18 protein-coding genes are annotated in these 21,718 nt (G+C 47.2%); 4 read left to right on the top strand and 14 right to left on the bottom strand.

What is annotated here, in order from left to right:
• Nucleotides 1–398 precede the first annotated feature (398 nt).
• From CPZ25_RS19245 to CPZ25_RS19220, 6 genes are all read right to left on the bottom strand, one after another.
• The gene (locus CPZ25_RS19245) at nucleotides 399–1,097 is read right to left on the bottom strand and encodes a helix-turn-helix domain-containing protein (protein WP_038352786.1); all 699 of its coding nucleotides are present in this window, start codon (nucleotides 1,095–1,097) and stop codon (nucleotides 399–401) included.
• A 234-nt stretch (nucleotides 1,098–1,331) separates the two neighbouring features.
• The gene (locus tag CPZ25_RS19240) at nucleotides 1,332–1,931 is read right to left on the bottom strand and encodes a cytidylate kinase-like family protein (protein ID WP_167495275.1); all 600 of its coding nucleotides are present in this window, start codon (nucleotides 1,929–1,931) and stop codon (nucleotides 1,332–1,334) included.
• Nucleotides 1,932–1,941: 10 nt separating this feature from the next.
• The gene (locus CPZ25_RS19235) at nucleotides 1,942–3,813 is read right to left on the bottom strand and encodes an ABC transporter ATP-binding protein (RefSeq protein WP_096920769.1); all 1,872 of its coding nucleotides are present in this window, start codon (nucleotides 3,811–3,813) and stop codon (nucleotides 1,942–1,944) included.
• A complete protein-coding gene (locus CPZ25_RS19230; RefSeq protein ID WP_096920770.1) occupies nucleotides 3,806–6,043 on the bottom strand; it encodes an ABC transporter ATP-binding protein in 2,238 nt (745 codons plus the stop codon). The genes CPZ25_RS19235 and CPZ25_RS19230 overlap by 8 nt, the downstream gene beginning before the upstream one ends.
• Nucleotides 6,044–6,076: 33 nt before the next feature.
• Entirely contained in the window at nucleotides 6,077–6,574 is a 498-nt protein-coding gene (locus CPZ25_RS19225; protein ID WP_013381731.1) for a MarR family winged helix-turn-helix transcriptional regulator, read from the bottom strand.
• A gap of 253 nt (nucleotides 6,575–6,827) precedes the next feature.
• Nucleotides 6,828–7,529 carry a TetR/AcrR family transcriptional regulator gene (locus tag CPZ25_RS19220; protein ID WP_096920771.1) on the bottom strand — a complete coding sequence of 234 codons (702 nt, stop codon included), beginning with the start codon at nucleotides 7,527–7,529 and terminating at the stop codon, nucleotides 6,828–6,830.
• 197 nt (nucleotides 7,530–7,726) lie between these two features.
• On the opposite strand from CPZ25_RS19220, the gene CPZ25_RS19215 reads away from it, so the two are divergent.
• Together CPZ25_RS19215 and CPZ25_RS20595 are read left to right on the top strand one after the other, a co-directional pair.
• Nucleotides 7,727–8,884 carry a uroporphyrinogen decarboxylase family protein gene (locus tag CPZ25_RS19215; protein ID WP_090413347.1) on the top strand — a complete coding sequence of 386 codons (1,158 nt, stop codon included), beginning with the start codon at nucleotides 7,727–7,729 and terminating at the stop codon, nucleotides 8,882–8,884.
• A 12-nt stretch (nucleotides 8,885–8,896) separates the two neighbouring features.
• A complete protein-coding gene (locus tag CPZ25_RS20595) occupies nucleotides 8,897–9,043 on the top strand; it encodes a hypothetical protein (protein WP_167495274.1) in 147 nt (48 codons plus the stop codon).
• A 78-nt stretch (nucleotides 9,044–9,121) separates the two neighbouring features.
• On the opposite strand, the gene CPZ25_RS19210 is transcribed toward CPZ25_RS20595, so the two are convergent.
• From CPZ25_RS19210 to CPZ25_RS19185, 6 genes are all read right to left on the bottom strand, one after another.
• Nucleotides 9,122–10,009 carry a fructose bisphosphate aldolase gene (locus CPZ25_RS19210; protein ID WP_096920772.1) on the bottom strand — a complete coding sequence of 296 codons (888 nt, stop codon included), beginning with the start codon at nucleotides 10,007–10,009 and terminating at the stop codon, nucleotides 9,122–9,124.
• A gap of 177 nt (nucleotides 10,010–10,186) precedes the next feature.
• Entirely contained in the window at nucleotides 10,187–11,281 is a 1,095-nt protein-coding gene (locus tag CPZ25_RS19205; RefSeq protein ID WP_013381736.1) for a glycerol dehydrogenase, read from the bottom strand.
• A 188-nt stretch (nucleotides 11,282–11,469) separates the two neighbouring features.
• The gene (locus tag CPZ25_RS19200) at nucleotides 11,470–13,377 is read right to left on the bottom strand and encodes a bifunctional metallophosphatase/5'-nucleotidase (RefSeq protein ID WP_096920773.1); all 1,908 of its coding nucleotides are present in this window, start codon (nucleotides 13,375–13,377) and stop codon (nucleotides 11,470–11,472) included.
• 119 nt (nucleotides 13,378–13,496) lie between these two features.
• Nucleotides 13,497–14,543 carry a BMP family lipoprotein gene (locus tag CPZ25_RS19195; protein ID WP_013381738.1) on the bottom strand — a complete coding sequence of 349 codons (1,047 nt, stop codon included), beginning with the start codon at nucleotides 14,541–14,543 and terminating at the stop codon, nucleotides 13,497–13,499.
• Complete coding sequence (trxB, locus tag CPZ25_RS19190; protein ID WP_013381739.1) at nucleotides 14,540–15,472, bottom strand: thioredoxin-disulfide reductase; 933 nt, start codon at nucleotides 15,470–15,472, stop codon at nucleotides 14,540–14,542. The genes CPZ25_RS19195 and trxB overlap by 4 nt, the downstream gene beginning before the upstream one ends.
• Nucleotides 15,472–17,187 carry a Na/Pi cotransporter family protein gene (locus CPZ25_RS19185; RefSeq protein WP_013381740.1) on the bottom strand — a complete coding sequence of 572 codons (1,716 nt, stop codon included), beginning with the start codon at nucleotides 17,185–17,187 and terminating at the stop codon, nucleotides 15,472–15,474. The genes trxB and CPZ25_RS19185 overlap by 1 nt, the downstream gene beginning before the upstream one ends.
• A gap of 187 nt (nucleotides 17,188–17,374) precedes the next feature.
• Between CPZ25_RS19185 and CPZ25_RS19180 the strand changes: the two genes are divergently transcribed.
• The gene (locus tag CPZ25_RS19180) at nucleotides 17,375–18,760 is read left to right on the top strand and encodes a glycine--tRNA ligase (protein ID WP_013381741.1); all 1,386 of its coding nucleotides are present in this window, start codon (nucleotides 17,375–17,377) and stop codon (nucleotides 18,758–18,760) included.
• Nucleotides 18,761–18,800: 40 nt separating this feature from the next.
• Here CPZ25_RS19180 and CPZ25_RS19175 read toward each other — a convergent pair whose 3' ends face one another.
• Nucleotides 18,801–19,079 carry a TfoX/Sxy family DNA transformation protein gene (locus tag CPZ25_RS19175; protein WP_013381742.1) on the bottom strand — a complete coding sequence of 93 codons (279 nt, stop codon included), beginning with the start codon at nucleotides 19,077–19,079 and terminating at the stop codon, nucleotides 18,801–18,803.
• 40 nt (nucleotides 19,080–19,119) lie between these two features.
• The gene (locus CPZ25_RS19170; protein ID WP_096920774.1) at nucleotides 19,120–20,802 is read right to left on the bottom strand and encodes an FAD-dependent oxidoreductase; all 1,683 of its coding nucleotides are present in this window, start codon (nucleotides 20,800–20,802) and stop codon (nucleotides 19,120–19,122) included.
• Between the two features lie 253 nt (nucleotides 20,803–21,055).
• Here CPZ25_RS19170 and CPZ25_RS19165 point away from each other — a divergent pair, with 253 nt between their 5' ends.
• Nucleotides 21,056–21,718 carry a response regulator transcription factor gene (locus CPZ25_RS19165; protein WP_090413338.1) on the top strand — a complete coding sequence of 221 codons (663 nt, stop codon included), beginning with the start codon at nucleotides 21,056–21,058 and terminating at the stop codon, nucleotides 21,716–21,718.

Here is a 21,718-nt window from a genome sequence, read left to right as displayed (position 1 = left end):
TTTACACTCTCCTCTTTAATCAGCGTTACAGGTCCGAATCTCAGGTGATTAAGGCTGCCTCTTTGCAGCACTGTGTACGTCCGCTCCTCTTTTCTGATGATGGTTTTATTATATTCTCAGTATGTTTTTTCTGCAAAGTTGCTTAATATTCTTTAGAATCTCAATTTTTACCTCAAAAACTTCTTTATACGAAACTTTTAACCTGTTTTAATCTGTTTTTTGTATTTTTTGCTTTCTCAAGAAATCATTTTCACAAAAAAACAGATTTATATGAAAACGTATTATTTCCCTGACCTTTTTAAAAATCATCCAAAAAAATGAAAAAACCCAGTTAAAATAACACTTTTACCGGGTTTGTTAAATATTAAACATTTTACTAATTTTTACACTTTTCCCTTTTAAGGGTCAATCACAAAACAATGATCTTCTTTCAAACGTTTTATCTCCTCTTTCGACACGACAAAAAATTCCTCCAATTCCTTGCTGGTCATCAGCTCCTTTGAAAGAATCACTTTAATGGCGGTTGGACGCATGCTGTAATTGTCCATTCCCGTCAGAATTCCCGGAATCGCGGAAAGCTTTTTCATGGGGATGAAAAAAGATAAATACGCAATTTCCGCCTCACAGTAAAGGTTCTGCATGATGAAAATAATAAAATTATCCCGGATGTTCATGGAACCGTGATAAATCCCCTCGCACTTTTTATAGTTTTTAATATCTTCCGGCTGATAATAAAAGGTCGCGTAAATCTGACCGTTTGCCCGCTCTTCCCCAAGACGGATGTAAGAACAAAAATTTTTATGGCGCGACTGCTGGTAAAGATAAAAGTGGTCAATATTTCCCAGCTGGCTTTGAGTTACTTCCGTCGTCTTGTCTTCTTTCGGTATATCCAGAAGATGAGAGACCCCAATGTTTAATGTCGAGGCAATTTCAAACAAAGTTGAAACATCCATACCAATCGCGCCTGTCTCATATTTTGAGATTGTCGCCCGGCTCTTACCAATGGTTCGAGCCATTTCATCAATGCTGATCTTTGCCATTTTTCGATACATCCGAACCTGAGCCCCAATTTGCGCATTCAATGAATCCCCTGTCATAATCTGCTCGCCCCCTATTTCTAAAAATAAAAAAAACAAAACAAATAAGATGTTTATTTCTAGTTGAATTCTACACGATTAAAAGAAGGACTGTCAACCTTTATTTAGAAAAACAAAAAATTTCAGTAATTTTAACAAAACTTTAAGCATTCACATATTTTGCGAAAAATAAATTAAAATAAGAGGATATGGCGTTTTGCCGTATCCTCTCTGCATTGTCATTTTCCGGTTATTTCACTCCACAGCTTTTTCTAAAATATCCACACATTTTCCAATTCCAAGCCTGCCCGAATCCAGAATCATGTGGTAGCCTTCGGGGTCACTCCACTTTTTGCCCGTATTCGCATTATAGTAACAGGCGCGGCGTTTATCAAACTTTTTCAGCACAACTTCTGCGTTGGCCGCGTCCACGCCGTAGGTCTCCACCGCCCGTTTTACACGGGCCTCCCAGCTGCTGTGGATAAAAACATTCAGGACATCCTTTCGTCTTCTCAGGGCGTGGCAGGCGCACCGGCCAATGATGACACAGGGGCCTTCCGCTGCCAGATCATTGATAATTTCAGCTTCTGCCAGCCGCAGCGCATCGTTCTCCGGCAGGCTGGGCGTATCGCCTATCAGGTTTTTAGACAGCATGTAGACAGAGTAGAAGAAGCTGTTGGTTGGTGTTTCTTCCAGCTCTTCAAGATATTCGGGGGAAACGCCTTTCTTTTTCGCAGCCATCTCCAGTATTTCTTTCCCGTAGTAAGGAATCCCCAGCTTTTCTGCTGTCCGGTAGCCGATTTCCCGACCGCCGCTGGCATATTCCCGTTCAATGGTGACAATATTGTATTTCATAATTGTTTTTTTACGCCTCCTCTTCCACTTCAAACTGGCTGTTATACAGGTCTGCGTAGAAGCCATTTCGGGCAAGCAGTTCTTCATGGGTTCCCTGTTCAATGATATCGCCGTCCTTCATCACGAAGATACAGTCTGCGTTCTTGATGGTGGACAGGCGGTGGGCAATGACAAAGCTGGTCCGCCCATGCATCAGGTTATCCATGGCCTTCTGAATGAGGATTTCGGTACGGGTATCGACAGAGCTGGTCGCTTCGTCAAGAATCAAAATTTTGGGATCTGCGAGGATCGCACGCGCAATGGTCAGAAGCTGTTTCTGCCCCTGGGACACATTGTTGGCTTCCTCGTTCAGCACCATACTGTAGCCATCGGGCAGTGTTCTTACAAAGTGGTCCACCTGGGCGGCCACAGCGGCCTGCTGAACCTCCTCATCGGTAGCGTCCAGACGCCCATAGCGGATATTGTCGGCAATGGTGCCGTTATACAGCCAGGTGTCCTGGAGAACCATCCCAAACAGGCTTCTCAGATCGTTTCTTCTAAAGTCCTTAATGTTGTGGCCATCCACCAGAATCGCGCCGGAGTCTACATCGTAGAAACGCATGAGCAGCTTGATAATCGTGGTTTTGCCCGCGCCGGTAGGCCCTACAATGGCGATCTTCTGGCCTTCCTTTACCTGTGCGGAGAAATCATTGATAATGATTTTGTTCGGGTTGTAGCCAAAATGAACGTGATCAAAGGTGACATTCCCCTGGACATCTGCAGGTGACACCGGATTCTGCGGGTCCGGCACCTCTTCTTCCTCAGCCAGGAATGTAAAGACACGCTCAGCCGCAGCCATAGTCATCTGCATGATATTGGACATATTGGCAATCTGTGAGATCGGCTGGTTGAACTGGCGGACATACTGGATGAACGCCTGAATATCCCCGACGGAGATGCGGCCGTTAACGGCCAGATAACCGCCCAAAATACACACAGCCACATAGCCCAGGTTTCCAATAAAGGCCATAATAGGCTGCATCAGGCTCGAGAGGAACTGCGATTTCCAGGCCGACCCATACAAGTTGTTGTTGAGTCCCTCAAAGGTTTTGTATGCTTCCTCTTCGTTGTTAAAGGCCTGAACCACTGAATGGCCGCCATAAATTTCCTCAATATGGCCATTGATGTGTCCAAGATATTCCTGCTGGCTGCTGAAATATTTCTGGGACCGCTTGACCACCAGTACGATAAACACAAAGGACAGTGGAATAATACACAGCGTTACCAGGGTCATCTGCCAGCTGATGGAGAACATCATGACCAGAATACCAATAACGGTTGCCACAGAGGTAATAATCTGGGTCAAACTCTGGTTAAGGGTCTGGTTGACCGTTTCAATATCATTGGTTAAAAACGACAAAACTTCGCCGTAACTTGTTTTATCAAAATACTTAAAAGGGAGACGGTTTATTTTCGCAAAGGTATTTTCACGCAGCTTGTAGGTGACTTTCATCGACACGCCTGTCATCAAAAATCCCTGGAGCGCTGAGAAAACAGCCGAGATAATATACAGTCCTACCAAAAACAGTAAAATCTTTGCGATACCTTCAAAATCAATGCCACTGCCGGTATTGGCGATCATATTCATCACGCCTTCAAAAATTTTCGTGGTTGCCTGTCCCAGAATTTTAGGTCCGACAATGTTAAAAACAGTTGAAGCGATGGCAAAGATCACGACAAAGGTCACGGCAACCCGATGGGGTTTCAGATAAGCTAAAAGTTTTTTAAGGGTACCCTTAAAGTCTTTTGCCTTTTCACCGCTCGCCATCACCGGCCCACGGCCCATGGGGCCACGGTGTTTTGGAGGCGTTGGAGTCGTTGCTTTCGTTACTTTATCAGACATTTCCTAATTCCTCCTTTGACAGCTGTGAGCTTGCGATTTCCTGATAGGTACCGCAGCTTCTCAATAATTCTTCATGGGTTCCCTTGCCGACCACGCGGCCTTCGTCAAGAACGATAATCTGTTCAGCATTCATAATGGTATTAATACGCTGGGCAACAATCAGCACGGTAGCCTCCTCGGTATAATTCTTGAGGGCCGAACGCAGGGCTGCATCTGTTTTAAAGTCAAGGGCCGAAAAGCTGTCGTCAAAAATATAGACATCCGGTTTTTTAACAAGGGCTCTGGCAATGGATAAACGCTGCTTCTGCCCACCAGAGACATTGTCGCCGCCCTGGGCGATTTCTCGCTCAAAACCATCAGAATTCGCGTTAATAAATTCCATAGCCTGGGCGATTTCCGCCCCCTGGCGCACTTCCTCCTCGGTGGCCTCTTTGCGGCCATAGCGAAGATTGGAATCAATGGTTCCTGAGAACAGAACCCCCTTTTGAGGGACATAACCAACCTTGTCGCGCAGGTCGTGGAGAGAGGCATCTCTTAAATCCACGCCATCCAGCGTAATAGCACCGTCGGTCACATCATAAAAACGGGGAATGAGGTTAATCAATGTTGATTTACCTGAGCCGGTAGAACCGATAAAGGCTGTTGTCTGTCCTGGATCAGCCTCAAAACTAATATCATGGAGCACGTCCTCGTCTGCGCCCTCGTAGTGGAAGGAAACATGGTCAAACACCAGGCGTCCCGGCACATTCTGAGGGAAGGGCTTTGGATTTTTAGGACTTTTGATCACCGGGTCCACTGCCAGCACTTCTGCGATACGTTCGCCGGAAACAGCGGCTCTGGGCACCAAGATAAACATCATGGAAATCATCAGGAAAGACATGATGATCTGCATGGCGTACTGCATAAAGGCCATCATATTACCAACCTGCATGGTTGAGTCCGCGATCTGATGTGCGCCAAGCCAGATAACCAGCAAAGTGGTGCCATTCATAATAAGCATCATCAACGGCATCAGAAAGACCATTGTACGGTTGATAAAAAGGTTATTGTTTGTCACTCGTATGTTTTCTCTTTTAAAACGTTCACGTTCAAAATCCTGGTTCCCAAAGGCGCGGATCACCGACATCCCATTAAGGTTTTCACGCATGACCAGGTTCAGGCGGTCCACCAGCTTCTGCACAATTTTAAAACGCGGCAGCACCAGTGAGAAGGTCACTACAATCACTCCGACCAGCACAATGACCGACACAGCGATAATCCAGCTCATGGACGTGCTTTCCCGCAATGCCATAATCACCCCGCCAACCCCTAAGATGGGCGCGTAGCAGATCATTCGTATCCCCATGATCAGCAGCGTCTGCATCTGGGTGATATCGTTGGTGCTCCTCGTGATGAGCGAGGCGGTTGAAAACCGGTTAAATTCGGTGTTTGAGAAGGACTCAACCTTCTTAAAAATATCTCTGCGCACCACCTGTGAAAAACCAGCGGCTACCTTGGCGGCCAGCAGGCCAACACAAATGGCTGCGATAACACCAATCAGCGATAATCCCAGCATGATGCCGCCAATCTTAAGGATATACATGGTCTGTATATAGCTGGTGTCGGCGCCTAATTCTTTATAGAATTCCCTGACAAAAATGGCGCCTGTCTGCTGCTGGGTGGACTCTGGCGTCTGCACGGCCTTTTCTCTGGCGCTGTCGAACTGTTCCTTCGGCATCATTTTCAGCATAGGTGTCATTTCGTACAGCTTGGATAAATCCATGTCGTCAACGTTGGCTGTCATGTCCTCCTGGCTGGCTGTGCTTCCCTTCTGTTCGGCCATATCCTCTACGAAATTAATAAAAGTCCAGTCGGCCTCACCAAAGATGGCATCCAGCTTCGTGTAGGTATCCTCATCTGTGTTCCTGAGCACATAAGCACGCTCATTCTTCATTTCAGGATATTTTTTAATCTGTTTATCGGTCGCTGCCGAGGGCGTTACTTCCTCATAGGCCTCTGATACGTTTTTTTTCTGCTCATCGGTCATAAAGCTGGTGATAAAATCATATCCCTGCTCGCTGATGGCGTCTGGCGCGGCATGCTCGATCCCATTCTGCTGAATCCCCACATTGACAATATCGGACATGAAATTTGGCAGATTCAAATCCGACATTGCCTGGACAAACAGCAGAATAAAAGCCAGCAAAATCGAACCGATATAGGGTTTGAGATACTTTGCTAATTTTGTCATATTTGCTTCCTTTCTTTAATGTCTTACTCCGTTTTAGTTGCTTTCGCGGTTCAGCCGCTCGATGGTCTCGGAAAACTCATCCATCAAAGCGATAAACTGCCTGGTTTTTTCTTCTCCCATTTCCTCAGTTGTGCGAGTCAGCAGGTTGAGCATGGGTCTTGGTGCTGTTTTCAGCATGACCCTTCCGGCCTCGGTCAAATTGACATAAACAACACGGCGGTCTTTCTTGGTGGTGATACGCTCCACGTATCCAGCGTTCTCGAGGACGTTAATCATCTGAGAAACACCGGGCATCGAGCTGTTTGTCGCCTTGCTCAGCGTTGAGATACGCACCCCGGGTAGTGGTGCTGTTCCATTTTTCAAATGCTCATTTTCCTGCTCCTTACAGTGATTGGCAATACGCATCAGCATAAAAAATTCACTTTGGCGCAGGCCGTCAATGCGCTGCTTGCTCATGGTGTGAAACAGATTCTTTTTTACCTTGTTTAAACTGGCCAGAAACGTTTCCCCAAGGCTTTTCTCATGATCCATGATAAACTCCTTCCCTTTTGGGAACCAGACCTTCCGAAGCCAACGGAATCGCGGTCTCCATTTTTCTTTTGCTATCTTAATTATTACCCAACATAATAGTTAAGTAACTTAAATATTATTATAGACCTTTTTTGAAAGACTTCAAGAGAAAAGTAAAATCCGCAAACGATTTTCATGATCTTTTTGTTCAAAACAGGCTTTTTAAGCGGATTTAAAAACCTGTAACCTTTCTTAAAATAAAAAAAGACCAGATTCAGGAATCTGATCCCATATTTTGTACTACAAGGTACTGGTCGGTATCTAACAGCTGCGGATAACGCTCGAAAAGCTGATCGACCATCCGATTTGACCGCTCAATCATGTCCTGAATCTCCGCCTCGGTAAAATTCAGGTTGAGAGCAAAATTAAAGCTGCGCACAACATAATCAAAGCATTCTGCGTAGGTCAGATCAAAGCCCTGATTAATTTTCCATTGCAGCGAACGCTGTATGCCGAAAATTGTCCCCAGTGCAAGCTTATAATTTTTTTCAAAGCTATAACCATTGGCCGGCATCTCACGGACAAGAGCTTCAAAAATTTCAGCCTGATTGCCTTCGTAAATGGATTCCTCCAGTAAGTCCTCCTTCATCACACCTGTAATAAAAGAAGCCATTCGCGGGTCGTGCTCACGGATGCGCATGGTCATATTTTGGAAATTGATAATAAAAAACAGGGGTTCCTCCTTCGGATCGACAAAATACTTCAGGTATGAGGCCTGCACCCGATAATCCTCCTTAAGGACCTGAATACCTATGTTTCGCTTGCTGCCAAAATGATAGGTAATGAGCGCCTGGCTGACACCTGCCTCCTTTGCGATCTGGCGGCTTCCGACCTCATACCCTTTTTCAAAGAATAAACGCTTTGCTGTTTCATAAATAATCTGCTTCGCCTTTTTTTTATCCAATTTCTCTTTCACGTTTTTTCTCCCATCGCTGTCTTTTGTACTATTTAACCACAAAAAAAAAGATATTTCAAGCAATCCTTAAGAAAAACTATTCGCGAACAGTTTTTTTCCTGTTCGCGAATAGTTTTTACTTGACTTTGAATTTGAAACCTGTTATTCTTAAGTCAACGTTAAAACCTGTTCGCGATCAGTTATTACTGGGAGGTAGTATGAATACATCTTTAAATGAAAAAACCCATGCGGTAAATAAAGTTTTTGAGGCTGTTTTTGATGGAAAAATGCCCTCACGCGTTCCAATTCTCACAAATATTGACAATGCTTTCTGTCTTGAGTATGCCGGCTATAGCCTCAAAAAAGAACAGTACAGTATCGAAAAAACCCTGGAAGCCATTGACGTCACCACCCGCGATTTTGACGGGGACACGGTTCTCGGCATTACCATCCGTCTTCCACAGCTTTATAAAATTCTAGGCGCAAAAAACTTTAAAATGGGCGCCGATGGATTTTTACAGCATCCGGAGGTCCGCGGTATGGAGGTTGAGGATTACGACGCCTTTATTGCCGATCCGGTAAAAACACTCTGGCAAACCATTCTTCCAAGAATTTATGAAGAACTCAACCGCCCCGGATTTGAGGGGCAGAAGGTTCTGGCCAAGGCCTTCTTTACCTTTGCGAGCAGTATGGCCGCACTGGGTGAGGGCTATCAGAAAATTGCCGAAAAATATGGACGGAGCACCTATACCATGGCCTCAGCCGCTTCAGCCGAGCCGCTGGATACGCTTTCCGACCAGCTGCGCTCTTTCTCAGGCATCAGCAAGGATATCCGCCGCTGTCCGGACAAAGTCATCGCCGCCTGTGAGGCATTACTGCCGGTCTGCCTGAAGGCTGGTGTAAATCCTGCTTCAAGCCGCTATAACCGAACCTTTATCCCGCTCCACATGGCGCCGTACATGCGCGAAAAGGACTTCCTGAAATTCTACTGGCCAACCTTTAAAGCTTATGTCGAAGGGCTGAACGCCGCGGGAGCCGGCGCCAATCTTTTTGTGGAAGAAGACTGGTCCCGCTACCTGGACTATTTAAATGAGCTGCCTGAAAATACTTTAATGGTTTTTGAATATGGCGACCCTAAGGAAATAAAAGCAAAGGTAGGCAGCCGGCATATCGTCAGCGGCCTTTACCCCATCGGTCTCTTAAAATCGGGCACTGAGCAGGCATGTATCGACAAGGCAAAAGAATTAATCGACATCTTCGCCCCGGACGGCGGATACATTTTTGGCTTTGACAAAGCCATTCTCCGCCTCAATGACATTAATCCAGCGAACTTAAAAGCAGTATTCAATTTCGTACATGAATACGGAATCTATTAACAGGAGGCACCAATGACTGTAAAATCCGAATATTACACTGATTTTGAAGAAACCATGAATAAATATGATATTCCCGAGGAAGCCGCTCCTTTTGCGGCCGAAAGCCTGCAATCGGTCGAGGAACTTCTCTTTGGGTTTATGATCTACCTGATCTCCTGAGTGATGAGCAGTAAACAATATCTGAAATAAAAAAAGACCGTATCTGAATCGTACAGATACGGTCTTTTGCGTTGAATGCTATTTAATTGAGGCATCATAGATGCTCTTGATCGACTCTGCCAGCATGGCGTTAAATTCCGCGTCGCTCTGGCTCGCGTTCAGCCCTTCGGACAGCGCTCTGGAAAAGCTGGCGATAAGGCCCGGATTCTGTGCCAGGAGGGCGTTTGATTCCTCACGGGTATAGCCGCCGGACAGCGCGACCACGCGCACCACATGCTTATCGGCGATAATGTCGCTGAAGAATCCGTTTTCAGATGGAAGGCTGAGCTTAAACATCAGGCGGACATTGTCGTCCAGGGTATTCAGGCGGTCTAAAATTTCCGTTTTCAGTATTTTTTCGCATTCTGCTTTATCAGCGCTTTTGATATTGACTTCCGGTTCCAGTATTGGCACAAAGCCGGCTGCCGCAATTTGCAGGCCCACTTCAAACTGCTGGTCAACAATCTGTTTAATGCCAGCCGCATTGGCAGATTGAACGACTGAGCGCATTTTTGTACCAAAGATATGGCGGTCTGCCGCCCGCTTGAGCAAGCCGTCCAGATCCGGGATCGGCTTCATGAGCTGAACGCCGTCCTTTTCCTCGGCCAAACCCTTATCGACCTTTAAAATCGGCAGTATTCCCTTTTTCTCCCAGAGGTAATCGGCTGTGTAAACATCGTCAATGGTACGGTCCATGGTCTTTTCAAAAAGAATCGCCCCCAGAATATATTCCGATGTAAAGGCTGGGCTTTTGATGATCCGCGCCCGCATGGCGTGAACCAAATCAAACATCTCATCATCGCCCTGATAGCTGTCCTCAGCGATGCCGTACAATCTCAGTGCCTTTGGCGTGCTGCCGCCGCTCTGGTCCAGGGCTGCAATAAAGCCTTTGCCATTCGCCATTCTTTCCAGTTGCTCTTTCTTCATTGTATAACCTCCTGATCGGATCGTTTTGCCGGTCCTGTTTAAGTTTAAGATCGGGAGCGATGCGCTCCCACTCTCTTTAGTGTATACCTTTTCTCATTAAATATCAAGTGTTGTTTTTAATCCCTATGGGTCAAAAAAGCTCCAGCATTACACTGGAGCTTTTTGTCATTCCTGTTTTTATCCCAAGTATTCCTTACCGAGGCTGTCCGCGACCATAATCGCCGCGTAAACAGAATCAGCGGTTACCTCAAATGGCATATTGTGAATGGATTCGTCCGGGACAGTAGAAGCTTCAGCCACTGCACGGATCTTTTCTTCTGTGACTTCTTCAACGCCAAGTTCCTTGAGCGTTACCGGCAGTCCTACTGACAGGCAGAATTCCAATACTTCCTCGATTTCTTCTACTGGCGCGTCTTCCAGAACAAGCTGAACCAGTGTGCCAAAGGCTACTTTTTCGCCATGATACATATGGTGGCATTCCGGCAATACGGTAAAGCCGTTGTGGATCGCGTGGGCGCCTGCCAGGCCGCCGCTTTCAAACCCGATACCGCTGAGCAGTGTGTTGGCTTCGATAATTTTTTCAAGCGACTTGGTACAGCAGTTATTATCAGCTGCCAGCTTGGCCATAAAGCCCTCTTCAATCAGCGTGTCATAGCAAAGCTCTGCCAGATTCTGTGCCGCCATTGTCGTGGTGCCAGCCGCGCAGGTAGAGGCGTTGCTGGCTTCGCAGGCGCGCGCTTCAAAATAGGTCGCCAGTGCGTCGCCCATTCCGGCAACAACCAGACGCGACGGTGATTTCGCGATAATGTCGGTATCAACCAGAACAAGATTTGGGTTTTGTTTTAAGAACAAATAGCTTTCAAACACGCCGTCTTCGGTGTAAATAACCGACAGGGCGCTGCACGGCGCATCGGTGGAGGCAATGGTCGGGACAATCACAACCGGCAGGTCGTGATAATAGCCTACGGCCTTGATGGTATCAAAGGTCTTTCCGCCCCCTACACCAATCACAACATCAATCCCTTTTTCCTTACAGACCGCGCCGATCCGGTCGATTTCTTTCTTACAGCATTCCCGGTTAAAAGCTTCATAATCAACGGATACGCCGCTTCCCTCAAAGCTTTTGTCGAGCACAGCCTGATTTCGTTTCAGGCCGCTGTCTGTAATCAGGCAGAGTGCCTTTTTCCCCAATGCAGAAACATACTCTCCTAAACGGTACAATTCACCGGACCCCTGAACATATTTGCTTGGTGAAATTAAAATCTGAGCCATAATTACCTCCTCATGTTTGTAAAATTAGAGAACGAGCTGTCTTATTAGCACCAGCCATTCTTTACTTAATATTATAAAAGATTTTTCTTAATACTTCCATGCTGTTTCTCTCAATAACCTTTTTTTACTATTTATCCTCTAATTTTTACAGGTAAATAAAAGTACAACCTGTAAAAAAGGTCATTGTTCTATTTTTCCTTCTGCTGACGGTAGTCACTCTCATGTTTAAACACCGCCGCTCCCAGTATCAGCACAGCCAGGGCTGCCGCGGCAAAAATAGCCGCTCCAGCCTTGTTGTCAAAGACTCCGGTTGGGGCATTCTCACCTGTTCCGGTTATATTCTGGGTACCTGACGTTTGTTTTGGGTCCTCCTCAGAGGGATCCGTCATGGGATTCTGATTCTCAACCGCTTCATTTCCGGGCTGTGTTCCGGTATCCCCGCTGCCCCCCACGGCTTTCAGATTTTTTTCACTCATCAAGGCTACCCACTCCTCCTTGCCCGAATGGTTTGTGATATAGCGCATCACCGCCTCCTCAGAAGCACCGTATTGGTTAAGCTCTGGCTTGACCGCCAGCTCAGGGTATTTGGAGGCGTTTGAAGCCACAAACTGGTTGGTCACCACGGTATAGGTACTGTCAAGATCAAGGGGAGCGCCGCCGATATCTACGGATACCAGCCGGTTGTCCAAAGACCTGGCTGGGTCATAGGCCACCTTCATACCGCCAATCTGCAGATAGGAACCGCCGCCGTTTGCAGGCCATTCGTGTTTTCCTTCCTGATAAGCCTTTAGGTTATTCGCCCCCATTTCAAGAGACTTTTCCAGAATGCTTTTCAGATCAGCCCCGGTAATTTTTTTGGTCACCAGATAATTGCCAAAGGGAGAAACGCCAATAACGCTGCCCTTGGTGATATCTCCTGCTGCAATGGACGCTCGAATCCCTCCGCAGTTCTCAAAGGCAATATCGGCTCCCGTCGTCTCCAGATAAGCTGAGGTGATCACCCTCCCCAGGTTTGTTTCTCCAGTATAGGTTTTAATCGCGCTGCCCTCCAGCGGTACGTCAGTTTTCCCAACAACCTGGTTTAAAACAGGCTTCTGCCGCGCTTCAATGTCTTCAATGGTTTTTGAAACTTCCCAGTTTGATTCATACGCCTCAGCATCCGCTGGCGAAATAACGCGGCCGACTGTGTTGACGATTTTCCTGCTATCAGGCTCGTAAAAAATTTTCACAATACCGGCGTTGCTGAAATAGGCGCCGGTCTGGGCAATCAGTGTGTTTCCCACCACTTCGTCATACTGCGCATGCGTATGGCCGTCAATGATGACATTGATTTCCGGCACTGCCTTCGCAATGTCCCGGCTGCTCAGCATCCCTTCCTTTTCAGTCATTCCAATATGGGTAAGCGCGATAATAACATCACATTTTTCATCGTTTTTCAATTTACTAACGGTCTTTTTCGCCGCTTCCACAGCATCGTCAAATCGGACATCCTTTACATTTTCCGGCGCGGTTGAGCTGTAAATATCCGGGCTGATCAGTCCGAAAACACCAACCTTTACCGAGACCTCCTCACCACGCGTTACGGTTTTTGTCATGTAAGGCTGAAAATAATTCTGACCATCGGAGGCATTAACGACATTGGCGTTAAGCAGCTTAAAATTCTTTTGCGCCTTATCGGCCCTGCCCTCTGAATCCTCCGTTTTAACAGCTGGTTCTTCCGTTCCCAGCGCCTTCAACGCTGCCGCGCCGTAATTAAAATCATGATTCCCAGGACATACCGCATCATATCCAACTGCACGGAGCAGCTCCGCAGTGCTTTTCCCCTGTTCAATCGTCGCAAAAGGCAGGCCGTGGAATGCATCCCCCGCATCCAGTATCAAATCTGCATTCTCCTTATCGGCAATGGCCTTGACCTTTTCAAAGCCAACCGTACTGGCGCTGTTTTTATATTGTCCATGCGTATCGTTGGTGTGCACAATGGTCAGCGCGATGGTTCCATCTGGCGGATTATCGTTACCATCCTGGGCAAAGGCGGGGTTCACGCCAGCCAGAAACAGTAGGGCCGCCATAGTAATGGCTAATATTTTTTTATACATTATAATCTCCTCATCATTCGGGTGCTTTATTCTAATCTATCAAGGTATTATATCATGTTTTCCCATTAAAATAAATTTAAAAAAGATGATACGGCGTTCTGCCGCATCATCTTTCCGTATTATTCTTCTTCGGTATGGCCATTGAAGGCGTCCAGCTCAGCCTGGGTTTCAGGTACCCTGACGCTTCCGTCAGAAATCGCCTTCTGCCATGTATCATATATGGACTGAAGCTCCGGTGTAATATTGCCGCCGGCGCTGCCAAGGGTAATGCCCCCGTTTCCCACACCATACTCGTAAATGCCGCCCTTAAAACTGCCGTCCATCTGCATTTTTACAGCGTCGTAAGCTGCGTTGTCAACATTTTTGACCATTGAGCACAGGATCGTCGGCGCAAACTGCGGATAGACAACCGCCTGGTCCTGATCAACGCCGATAAACCAGTAACCGCCAGACGCGGCGTTCTCTATGACGCCGATATTCGAGCCGCCCGCAAAGCCGAAAATAACGCCGGCTCCCTGATTGTGCTGTTCTCCGGCCACCTGCCCCGCCTTTTCGGCATCATTAAAGCTGCCGATATTGCTGCTCACCACAACATTTTCCGGAGAAACGGCTTTAATGCCGGCGCGGTAGCCAATCTCCGCGCTCTTTACTACAGGAATATCCATACCACCGATGAACCCCTGAACCCCTGAAGTGTCATTGGCCGATGCCGCCAGAACGCCCATCAGAAAAGCACCTTGGGCATTGTCAAAATTCATCGAAACAAAATTTGCCGGCAAGTCAGCTCCCGCGTTTTTTGGGGTGGTTCCGTCAATCAACGCAAAATGGATATCTGGATTTTGGGCCGCCGCTGCCAGCAGCTGATCACTGTGGCCTGTCACACTGATGATCATCGCCGGTTTTGCCTGAATCGCAGCCTTAAGATTCTCATTGTATTGATCATCCGTCTCACTCTGAAGAATTTTCAGGTCGTACTTCAGCTCACGGGCGCCCTTTCGCAGGCCGTTGATGATACTGCTGTTAAAAGAACCATCCTCAACGCCTCCGACACCGGCCGCGAACATGATAACGGGTTCCTCATAAGCCTTTTCACTGTCCTTTGTCTGACATCCACCAAAACTGAGGGCAGTCAGCAGTATGAGGATAACCGCTGCCAGCCGTTTCATGATTCTGCCACTTCCGAGTAATCCTCAATATATTTGATGGCGCTGACAGCCGCAATCGCTCCGTCTCCCGCCGCTGTCACCACCTGCCGCAGAGATTTACGGCGCACATCGCCAGCAGCAAAGACGCCTGGAATGTTGGTGCACATATCTTCATCGGTGATCAGGTAGTCCCGTGCATCCTTTTCTAAAGTGCCAACAAAGTACTGAGTGTGCGGGATCTGGCCGACATAGACAAATACCCCCTGTACCGGGATCTCTGTCAGAGCGCCGTCCTTAACATTTTTAACCACAATGCTCTGAACCAGCCCATCGCCTTTAATCTCCTCAACCACGCTGTCCCATACAAAGCGGATTTTTTCATTTTCCATGGCGCGCTCCTGAAGAACCTTAGCGGCACGCAGCTTGTCTCTGCGGTGGATAACCGTTACTTTAGACGCAAATTTGGTCAGATAAATGGCTTCCTCAATGGCCGTGTCGCCGCCACCGACAACCGCAATTTCAAGGTTCCTGAAAAAATTGGCGTCGCAGGTAGCGCAGTAGGAGACGCCCAGTCCACGAAACTCAAGCTCTCCCGGGCAGCCAAGCAGTTTTGGCTGGGCGCCCGTTGCTACGATAATCGCCTTTGTCTGATATACCGTACTGCTTGTGGTTACCTCAAAGGTCTGTCCGGTTTTTTCAAAATATTTAAACTCTTCCGTTTGAAATTCAACGCCAAAATCCACACACTGTTCCCTCATTCTCTCAGTAAGAGAAGGGCCAGTGGTATCTGCCGGCGCTCCGGGATAATTTTCGACCTCCCAGCTGGTAGCGATCTGACCGCCAAAGCCGCCCTTTTCAAGAATGAGTGTGCGCATCTGCCCTCTGGCGGCATATAAACCCGCCGCCAGCCCGGCAGGGCCACTCCCGATAATGATAATATCATAATGCATTAGTAAATTACCTCCTCAATTTTGTTGACGCCGCGCTGCTCCTTAAGCTCCAATATGTCATTGGCAATATTGGACGCATGGTCGCCGACACGCTCAATGTTCGCCAGCAGATCAAGATATACAACACCCGCGTAGGCGTTACACTGTCCTTTATTCAGGCGGCGGATATGTTCATTTTTGAGCTTATCGGTCAGCGCGTCAATCTGGTCTTCTTCGTTTAAGACACGTTCGCAGAGGCTTCTGTCCTCTGTCTCAATCATCTGGCTCACATCGTTCAATGTTCTGTTTGTAAACTCAATGAGATTTTCCAGATCGGTTGTCGCAACATCACTCAGAGCGATTTTTTCACGATTTTTCATTTCAGCCAGCTCACTGATATTTTCAGCATGATCCCCGATACGTTCCAGGTCATGGCTTCCCTTCAGATAAAAGGCCAGACGGTCATTTTCCTGTTCCGATACATTCATATTTGAAAGCCTGACCGTAAAGTCCATAATACCATGCTCAAATTCGTCAATGCGTTCTTCACGCTCAATAATCTTTTCAATCAGTTTTTCATCACCTGTCATGACTGCGTCACAGGCAGTTTTAAAGTTTTTCTTTGCCATTTTGCTCAGGCGGATGACCTCCTTGCCAACCTGGCCAAGGGCAACCGACGGGTTATTGAGAAGACGTTCGTCCAGCTGCAGCCCCTTTTCCTCTTCGGCTGTGGGAAACATTTTTTCCAGCAGCGTTACAAACCGGTCAATAATCGGCAGCAGCACAATGGTATTGGCCACATTAAAGAAGGTATGTGACATGGCGATCTGGCGCGCGACATTGGGCAGTACCTGACCCGTCTCTGTGATCGTCGTTCCTGAAATATTGACAATCAACTCATAAATCGGATTGACAACCGCAACTGCATCAATAATACCCAGTACTATCATTACCCATACCGCTCCGAAAATATTCACAAAAAGGTGGATGAAGGCCGCGTTTCTGGCCGCGGTGGATGTTCCGATGCTGGATAAGAGCGCGGTGACACAGGTCCCGATGTTTGTACCGATCATAATCGGAATACAGATCTGGATCGCGTCTGTTCCGCCGACGCCAGCGAAAACGCCGGAAATAGCCAGAGCCTGAAGCAGACCGAGTGTCGCGCCGGAGCTCTGCATAATGCCCGTGATGATTGTGCCCAGCAGCAGACCGAAAATCGGGTTTTTGCCATAGGTCGTTAGCAGATGTATAAACTCCGGGCTGTCATTTAATGGCTCCATGGTTGAAGACATCAGATTGACGCCGAAGAACAAAATCCCAAAGCCCAGCAGAATACTCCCCAGATCCCGCGCGCTTTTCTTTTTGGCAAAAAGAGCCATAAAGGTACCCACACCGATAAAAAAGGGTGCGACCGCTGTGACGTTGAAGGCAATGAGCTGTGCCATTACGGTGGTCCCAATATTGGCTCCCAGAATAATCCCAGCCGCCTGGGTAAGCGTCATCAGTGATGCATTAACAAAACCAACCACCATAACCGTCGTGGTGCTGGAGCTCTGAACCATAATGGTGACAATGATCCCACACAGCACAGCTTTAAAGCGATTGTTTGTCAAAATCTCCAAAAGATGCTTCATCTTATTACCGGCAACAATCTTTAAGCCCTCACTCATCAGATGCATCCCATAGATAAACATCCCCAGGCCCCCAAAAAGACCAATAAACATCGATAATGTCATACTTTCCTCCACATAAGCATAATCTCGTTTTCTGTACTTTTTCTTAAACACACTTATAGGTATTTTAACACTAATCGCTCTGTTTTTTAACAACAAATTTACTTTTTTATAAATTATTTTTAGGCACTGTTTTTTGATAGAAACTGTGGTAAAATAGTAGGATAAACGAAATTTGTAGGAGGATACTATGTCTGCATTCACGATGAATGAAATTGTCAGCCTGGCAAAAATGAGAGGAATCGTTTTTCCAGGATCTGAAATTTATGATGGTCTCGCCAACAGCTGGGACTACGGCCCGATCGGGGTCGAAATGAAGAATAATGTAAAAAGAGCCTGGTGGAAGAAATTCGTCCAGGAATCACCTTATAATGTCGGCCTTGACGCTGCGATTCTGATGAATCCGAAAACCTGGGTTGCTTCCGGCCATGTCGGCGGCTTTAATGATCCGCTCATGGACTGCAAGTCCTGTAAAACACGTTTTCGCGCCGATAAGCTGATCGAAGACTATTTTCACGCAAAGGGTGAGGAAGCGGTTGTTGACGGCTGGTCCAATGAAAAAATGATGGATTTTATCCGCGAAAACCACATCAAGTGCCCCGAATGCGGCGCTGAAGACTTCACCGATATCCGCCAGTTTAACCTGATGTTTAAAACCTTCCAGGGTGTCACAGAGGACAGCTCATCCGAAATTTATCTGAGACCTGAAACCGCCCAGGGGATTTTCGTCAATTTTAAAAACGTACAGCGCACGACCCGTAAAAAAATTCCTTTTGGTATTGGACAGATTGGTAAATCCTTCCGTAACGAAATCACGCCGGGTAACTTTATTTTCAGAACACGTGAATTTGAACAGATGGAGCTTGAATTTTTCTGCGAGCCCGGTACTGATCTCGAATGGTTTACCTACTGGAAGGACTTCTGCCGCAACTGGCTGTTCTCCCTTGGCATGAAAGAGGAAAATGTCCGTTTCAGAGATCACGAAAAAGAGGAACTGTCCCACTACTCCAATGCCACTACCGATGTTGAGTTCCTGTTTCCCTTTGGCTGGGGTGAGCTCTGGGGCATCGCGGACCGTACCGACTTTGACCTCACACAGCATCAGAATGTTTCGGGCAAGGATATGCAGTACCAGGATCCGGTAACCAACGAAAAATATCTTCCCTATGTCATTGAACCATCTCTTGGGGCTGACCGTATGTTTTTGGCATTCCTGTGTAACGCCATGGAAAAGGAAACCCTTGAAAACGGCGAAGAACGAAATGTAATGAAGATACACCCCGCGCTTTCTGCCTATAAAGCCGCTGTTCTCCCGCTGTCTAAAAAGCTCAGCGAAAAAGCAACGGAAGTATATGCCCAGCTCGCTAAGCACTTCATGGTCGATTATGATGAAGCTGGCAGTATCGGCAAGCGTTACCGCCGTCAGGATGAAATTGGCACACCAATTTGTATAACGGTAGATTTCGATACTCAGGAAGACAATGCCGTCACCCTGCGTGACCGTGATACCATGGAACAGGTCCGCCTGCCCATTGATGAAGTGGTCGGCTATATTGAAAAGAAAATGGACTTCTAGAATAAAAAAGAAGATACGGCAAGACGCCGTATCTTCTTTTTTAAAGCTCGTAAGTCATGTAAAACTCTTCCATGTCCTCTCTGGTCGATTCGTCCAGAGCATATTTTTTAACGTTCCGTATTGCACCCTCGAGAGCGGCCAGCTTGTTAAGATTCAGATTCTGGACACCGCCTCGTTTAAGCCGGAGAAAGGCCTCTTTGCTGCCAACCTTGCGCAGTTCGTCCGGGGTGTTGATCCCAACCTTTTTCAGGTCCTTTTCAAACCCAAGACCTATGTTTAACATGTCGTGCAATTCTTTAATCTGATCCAGTTCGTTCATTTTTGTTCCTCCATTTATATCATCGATTATTCAAATTTCATTATGCGTTCGGCTGATAGGTGCCATCGCAATAGGTGGCGTATCCGCCTGATAAAAGATAAAGGTTATTATATCCGCATCCCCGCAAAAGGCGGACCGCCGTATAGGCCCTCTGGCCGGTACCGCTGCAGATATAAAGCGGCAGCCCTCTCTCCTGAGGCAGCTCATCCAGCCGCTCGCGAAGACAGTCTAACTCAATATTAACCGCACCGCTGATATGACCTTTATCAAATTCTTCCGGTGGCATGACATCAAGCAGAAATCCGCCATCTGTTACAACCCCCTCTATCTCATCCCAGGGAATGGTTTTATAAACCCCTTCACTAATATTCCCCGCAATGGTGCCGAGAATATTAACAGGGTCCTTGACCGTAGAATAAGGTGGTGCGTAACAGAGCTCCAGACAGGCAAGATTCCTTATAGTAGCCCCCAGGCGCATAGCCGTTGAGATTACATCGATCCGTTTGTCTACCCCTTCCTTCCCCACTGCCTGTGCACCAAGAATTTTAAGGGTTTTGGGATCATAGATAAGCTTCAGATCAATAAGCGAAGCTCCGGGATAATTGTCTGCGTGGCACAGCCGGTGTGCGTGTACCTCCTGATAAGAAATACCCATTTTTTTAAGACGGACAACATTATTTCCAGTCGTCGCAGCTGTTTTACCGAATATTTTGAGGATAGAAGTTCTCTGGAGACCGTTGTTAACAGTCGGTAAACCCGCCAGATGATCTGCGAGCACACGCCCTTGCCTTGTGGCTGGTCCCGCAAGCCCTGCCGCATCCGGCTGCTTGTCAACAAAATTTTGTACCTGAACCACGTCTCCAATGGCATATATACCGTCCACCGGGGTCAGCAGATCCGCATCCAGCGCAGCGTAGGTCTGGGTTGTAACAACATACCCCGCTTCGCTTACCCGCAGTCCTGCCCTTTGTGCCAGCCCACTTTCTGGCTTCACGCCCATTGTCAGGATCGACAGATCACAGTCCAGCGTACGTCCCGACTCTAAAACCAGCGTTTTTCCTTTATTCTCAAAACGGCTGACACCGTCATCCAGGACAAGGCCTACGCCATGCACATTGAGCTCACGATGAAGAATCTGGGCCATTTCAAAATCAAAGGCTCCCACAACCTGCCGCTTTTTTTCGACAATGGTAACCGTCAGCCCCAGCCTCTGCAGATTTTCAGCCATCGCAAGGCCGCCAAAACCACCACCGACCACGACAGCATGCTTGGGAGTAAGGGTCATAAGCGCTTTTTTAAGAACATCAGCATCCTGAACGTCTTTTAGTGTAAAGGCATTTTCAGCTTCATCCATTCCCGGCAAATCCGGCACAGTAGGTCTGGACCCTGGCGAGAGAACCAGCTTGTCATAGCTTTCTTCGTAGGTTTCGCCCGTCTCTTTTTCTCTGACCGTAATGCTTTTGTCGTCGCGGTTGATGGACAGCACCTCACTGCCGCAGCGGATATCCAGACGATAGCGCTTTGCCAGTCCAGAAACCGTTTGAAGCAGCTTCCGGCGTTCCTCTATGACGCCTCCAATATAATACGGAAGACCACAGCCGGCGCAGCCGGTATGCTCACTGCGTTCAAACAAAATGATCTCATCTTCCTCGTTCAAACGCCTCAGCCTTGCCGCAGCCGACGCACCGCCGGTTACACCGCCGACGATCAGTATTTTCTTCATCTAACTTCCTCCTCAGAAGTGCGCTCCCATGTCGAGATTTTGACATGGTTATTGAACTTATGACACTTTTATACCCAACTTTACTGCAAATAAAAACAAGTTGCTATTTTTTCATAATATGCCCATTATACGTTTAAAAGAAACATCTGTCAATGTGAGCAGTCGCTTTTCCAAAGTAATTTAAAAAAGTTAATGAAAACCCTTTGGTGTTCATGTTAATATAAAAGTATCAATGATTATAAGGAGGCTCTCCATGAGAATAATGATCATCGAAGATGATCCCAAAATCCGTCAGGAGCTCAGTGAATTTCTGAACCGCTACGGCTATGATCCCGTTTTCCCAGACAGCTTTAAACACATTACCACATCCATTCTGGCCAATCCGCCGGACCTCATTCTTCTGGATATTAACCTGCCGGTTTATGACGGGTATTATATCTGCCGGGAAATCCGAAAACAATCGGATGTTCCTATTATTATTGTCACCAGCCGGGACAGTGAATTTGACGAACTGATGAGCATGAACCTTGGCGCAGATGATTATATTACGAAACCCTACAATACTCAGATCCTTCTGGCGCGGATCGCTTCTGTGCTCAAACGGGCCAATCCCTCTTCCGGTTCCACTACCATGTCTCATAACGGACTGACCCTTGACTTATCCCGAAGCGTAATTCAGTCCGCCAGAGGGGAGACCGAACTGACCAAAAATGAAGTTGGTATTCTCCGCCTTCTGCTGTCCCATAAAAACGAAATCGTCTCCCGCGAGGCCATCATGAATGCCCTCTGGCAGTCCGATGCATTTGTGGACGACAATACCCTCACCGTCAATATCAACCGCCTGCGCCGCAAAATCAGCGAAATCGGCCTGAAGGATTACCTCGTCACCAAACGTGGCCAGGGCTATATGGTGTAA

This window comes from Eubacterium maltosivorans (assembly GCF_002441855.2).
GTDB lineage: Bacteria > Bacillota > Clostridia > Eubacteriales > Eubacteriaceae > Eubacterium > Eubacterium maltosivorans.
The sequence above is the reverse complement of the archived record's forward strand: the minus strand, read 5'-3'. Positions and strand labels throughout refer to the sequence as shown.

What these genes read in the sequence shown, in the direction of transcription:
- CPZ25_RS19245 (WP_038352786.1), bottom strand. Translation starts at nt 1,097, where the DNA reads ATGACAGGGGATTCATTGAATGCGCAAATTGGGGCTCAGGTTCGGATG.
- CPZ25_RS19240 (WP_167495275.1), bottom strand. Translation starts at nt 1,931, where the DNA reads ATGAAATACAATATTGTCACCATTGAACGGGAATATGCCAGCGGCGGT.
- CPZ25_RS19235 (WP_096920769.1), bottom strand. Translation starts at nt 3,813, where the DNA reads ATGTCTGATAAAGTAACGAAAGCAACGACTCCAACGCCTCCAAAACAC.
- CPZ25_RS19230 (WP_096920770.1), bottom strand. Translation starts at nt 6,043, where the DNA reads ATGACAAAATTAGCAAAGTATCTCAAACCCTATATCGGTTCGATTTTG.
- CPZ25_RS19225 (WP_013381731.1), bottom strand. Translation starts at nt 6,574, where the DNA reads ATGGATCATGAGAAAAGCCTTGGGGAAACGTTTCTGGCCAGTTTAAAC.
- CPZ25_RS19215 (WP_090413347.1), top strand. Translation starts at nt 7,727, where the DNA reads ATGAATACATCTTTAAATGAAAAAACCCATGCGGTAAATAAAGTTTTT.
- CPZ25_RS20595 (WP_167495274.1), top strand. Translation starts at nt 8,897, where the DNA reads ATGACTGTAAAATCCGAATATTACACTGATTTTGAAGAAACCATGAAT.
- CPZ25_RS19210 (WP_096920772.1), bottom strand. Translation starts at nt 10,009, where the DNA reads ATGAAGAAAGAGCAACTGGAAAGAATGGCGAATGGCAAAGGCTTTATT.
- CPZ25_RS19205 (WP_013381736.1), bottom strand. Translation starts at nt 11,281, where the DNA reads ATGGCTCAGATTTTAATTTCACCAAGCAAATATGTTCAGGGGTCCGGT.
- CPZ25_RS19200 (WP_096920773.1), bottom strand. Translation starts at nt 13,377, where the DNA reads ATGTATAAAAAAATATTAGCCATTACTATGGCGGCCCTACTGTTTCTG.
- CPZ25_RS19195 (WP_013381738.1), bottom strand. Translation starts at nt 14,543, where the DNA reads ATGAAACGGCTGGCAGCGGTTATCCTCATACTGCTGACTGCCCTCAGT.
- trxB (WP_013381739.1), bottom strand. Translation starts at nt 15,472, where the DNA reads ATGCATTATGATATTATCATTATCGGGAGTGGCCCTGCCGGGCTGGCG.
- CPZ25_RS19185 (WP_013381740.1), bottom strand. Translation starts at nt 17,187, where the DNA reads ATGACATTATCGATGTTTATTGGTCTTTTTGGGGGCCTGGGGATGTTT.
- CPZ25_RS19180 (WP_013381741.1), top strand. Translation starts at nt 17,375, where the DNA reads ATGTCTGCATTCACGATGAATGAAATTGTCAGCCTGGCAAAAATGAGA.
- CPZ25_RS19175 (WP_013381742.1), bottom strand. Translation starts at nt 19,079, where the DNA reads ATGAACGAACTGGATCAGATTAAAGAATTGCACGACATGTTAAACATA.
- CPZ25_RS19170 (WP_096920774.1), bottom strand. Translation starts at nt 20,802, where the DNA reads ATGAAGAAAATACTGATCGTCGGCGGTGTAACCGGCGGTGCGTCGGCT.
- CPZ25_RS19165 (WP_090413338.1), top strand. Translation starts at nt 21,056, where the DNA reads ATGAGAATAATGATCATCGAAGATGATCCCAAAATCCGTCAGGAGCTC.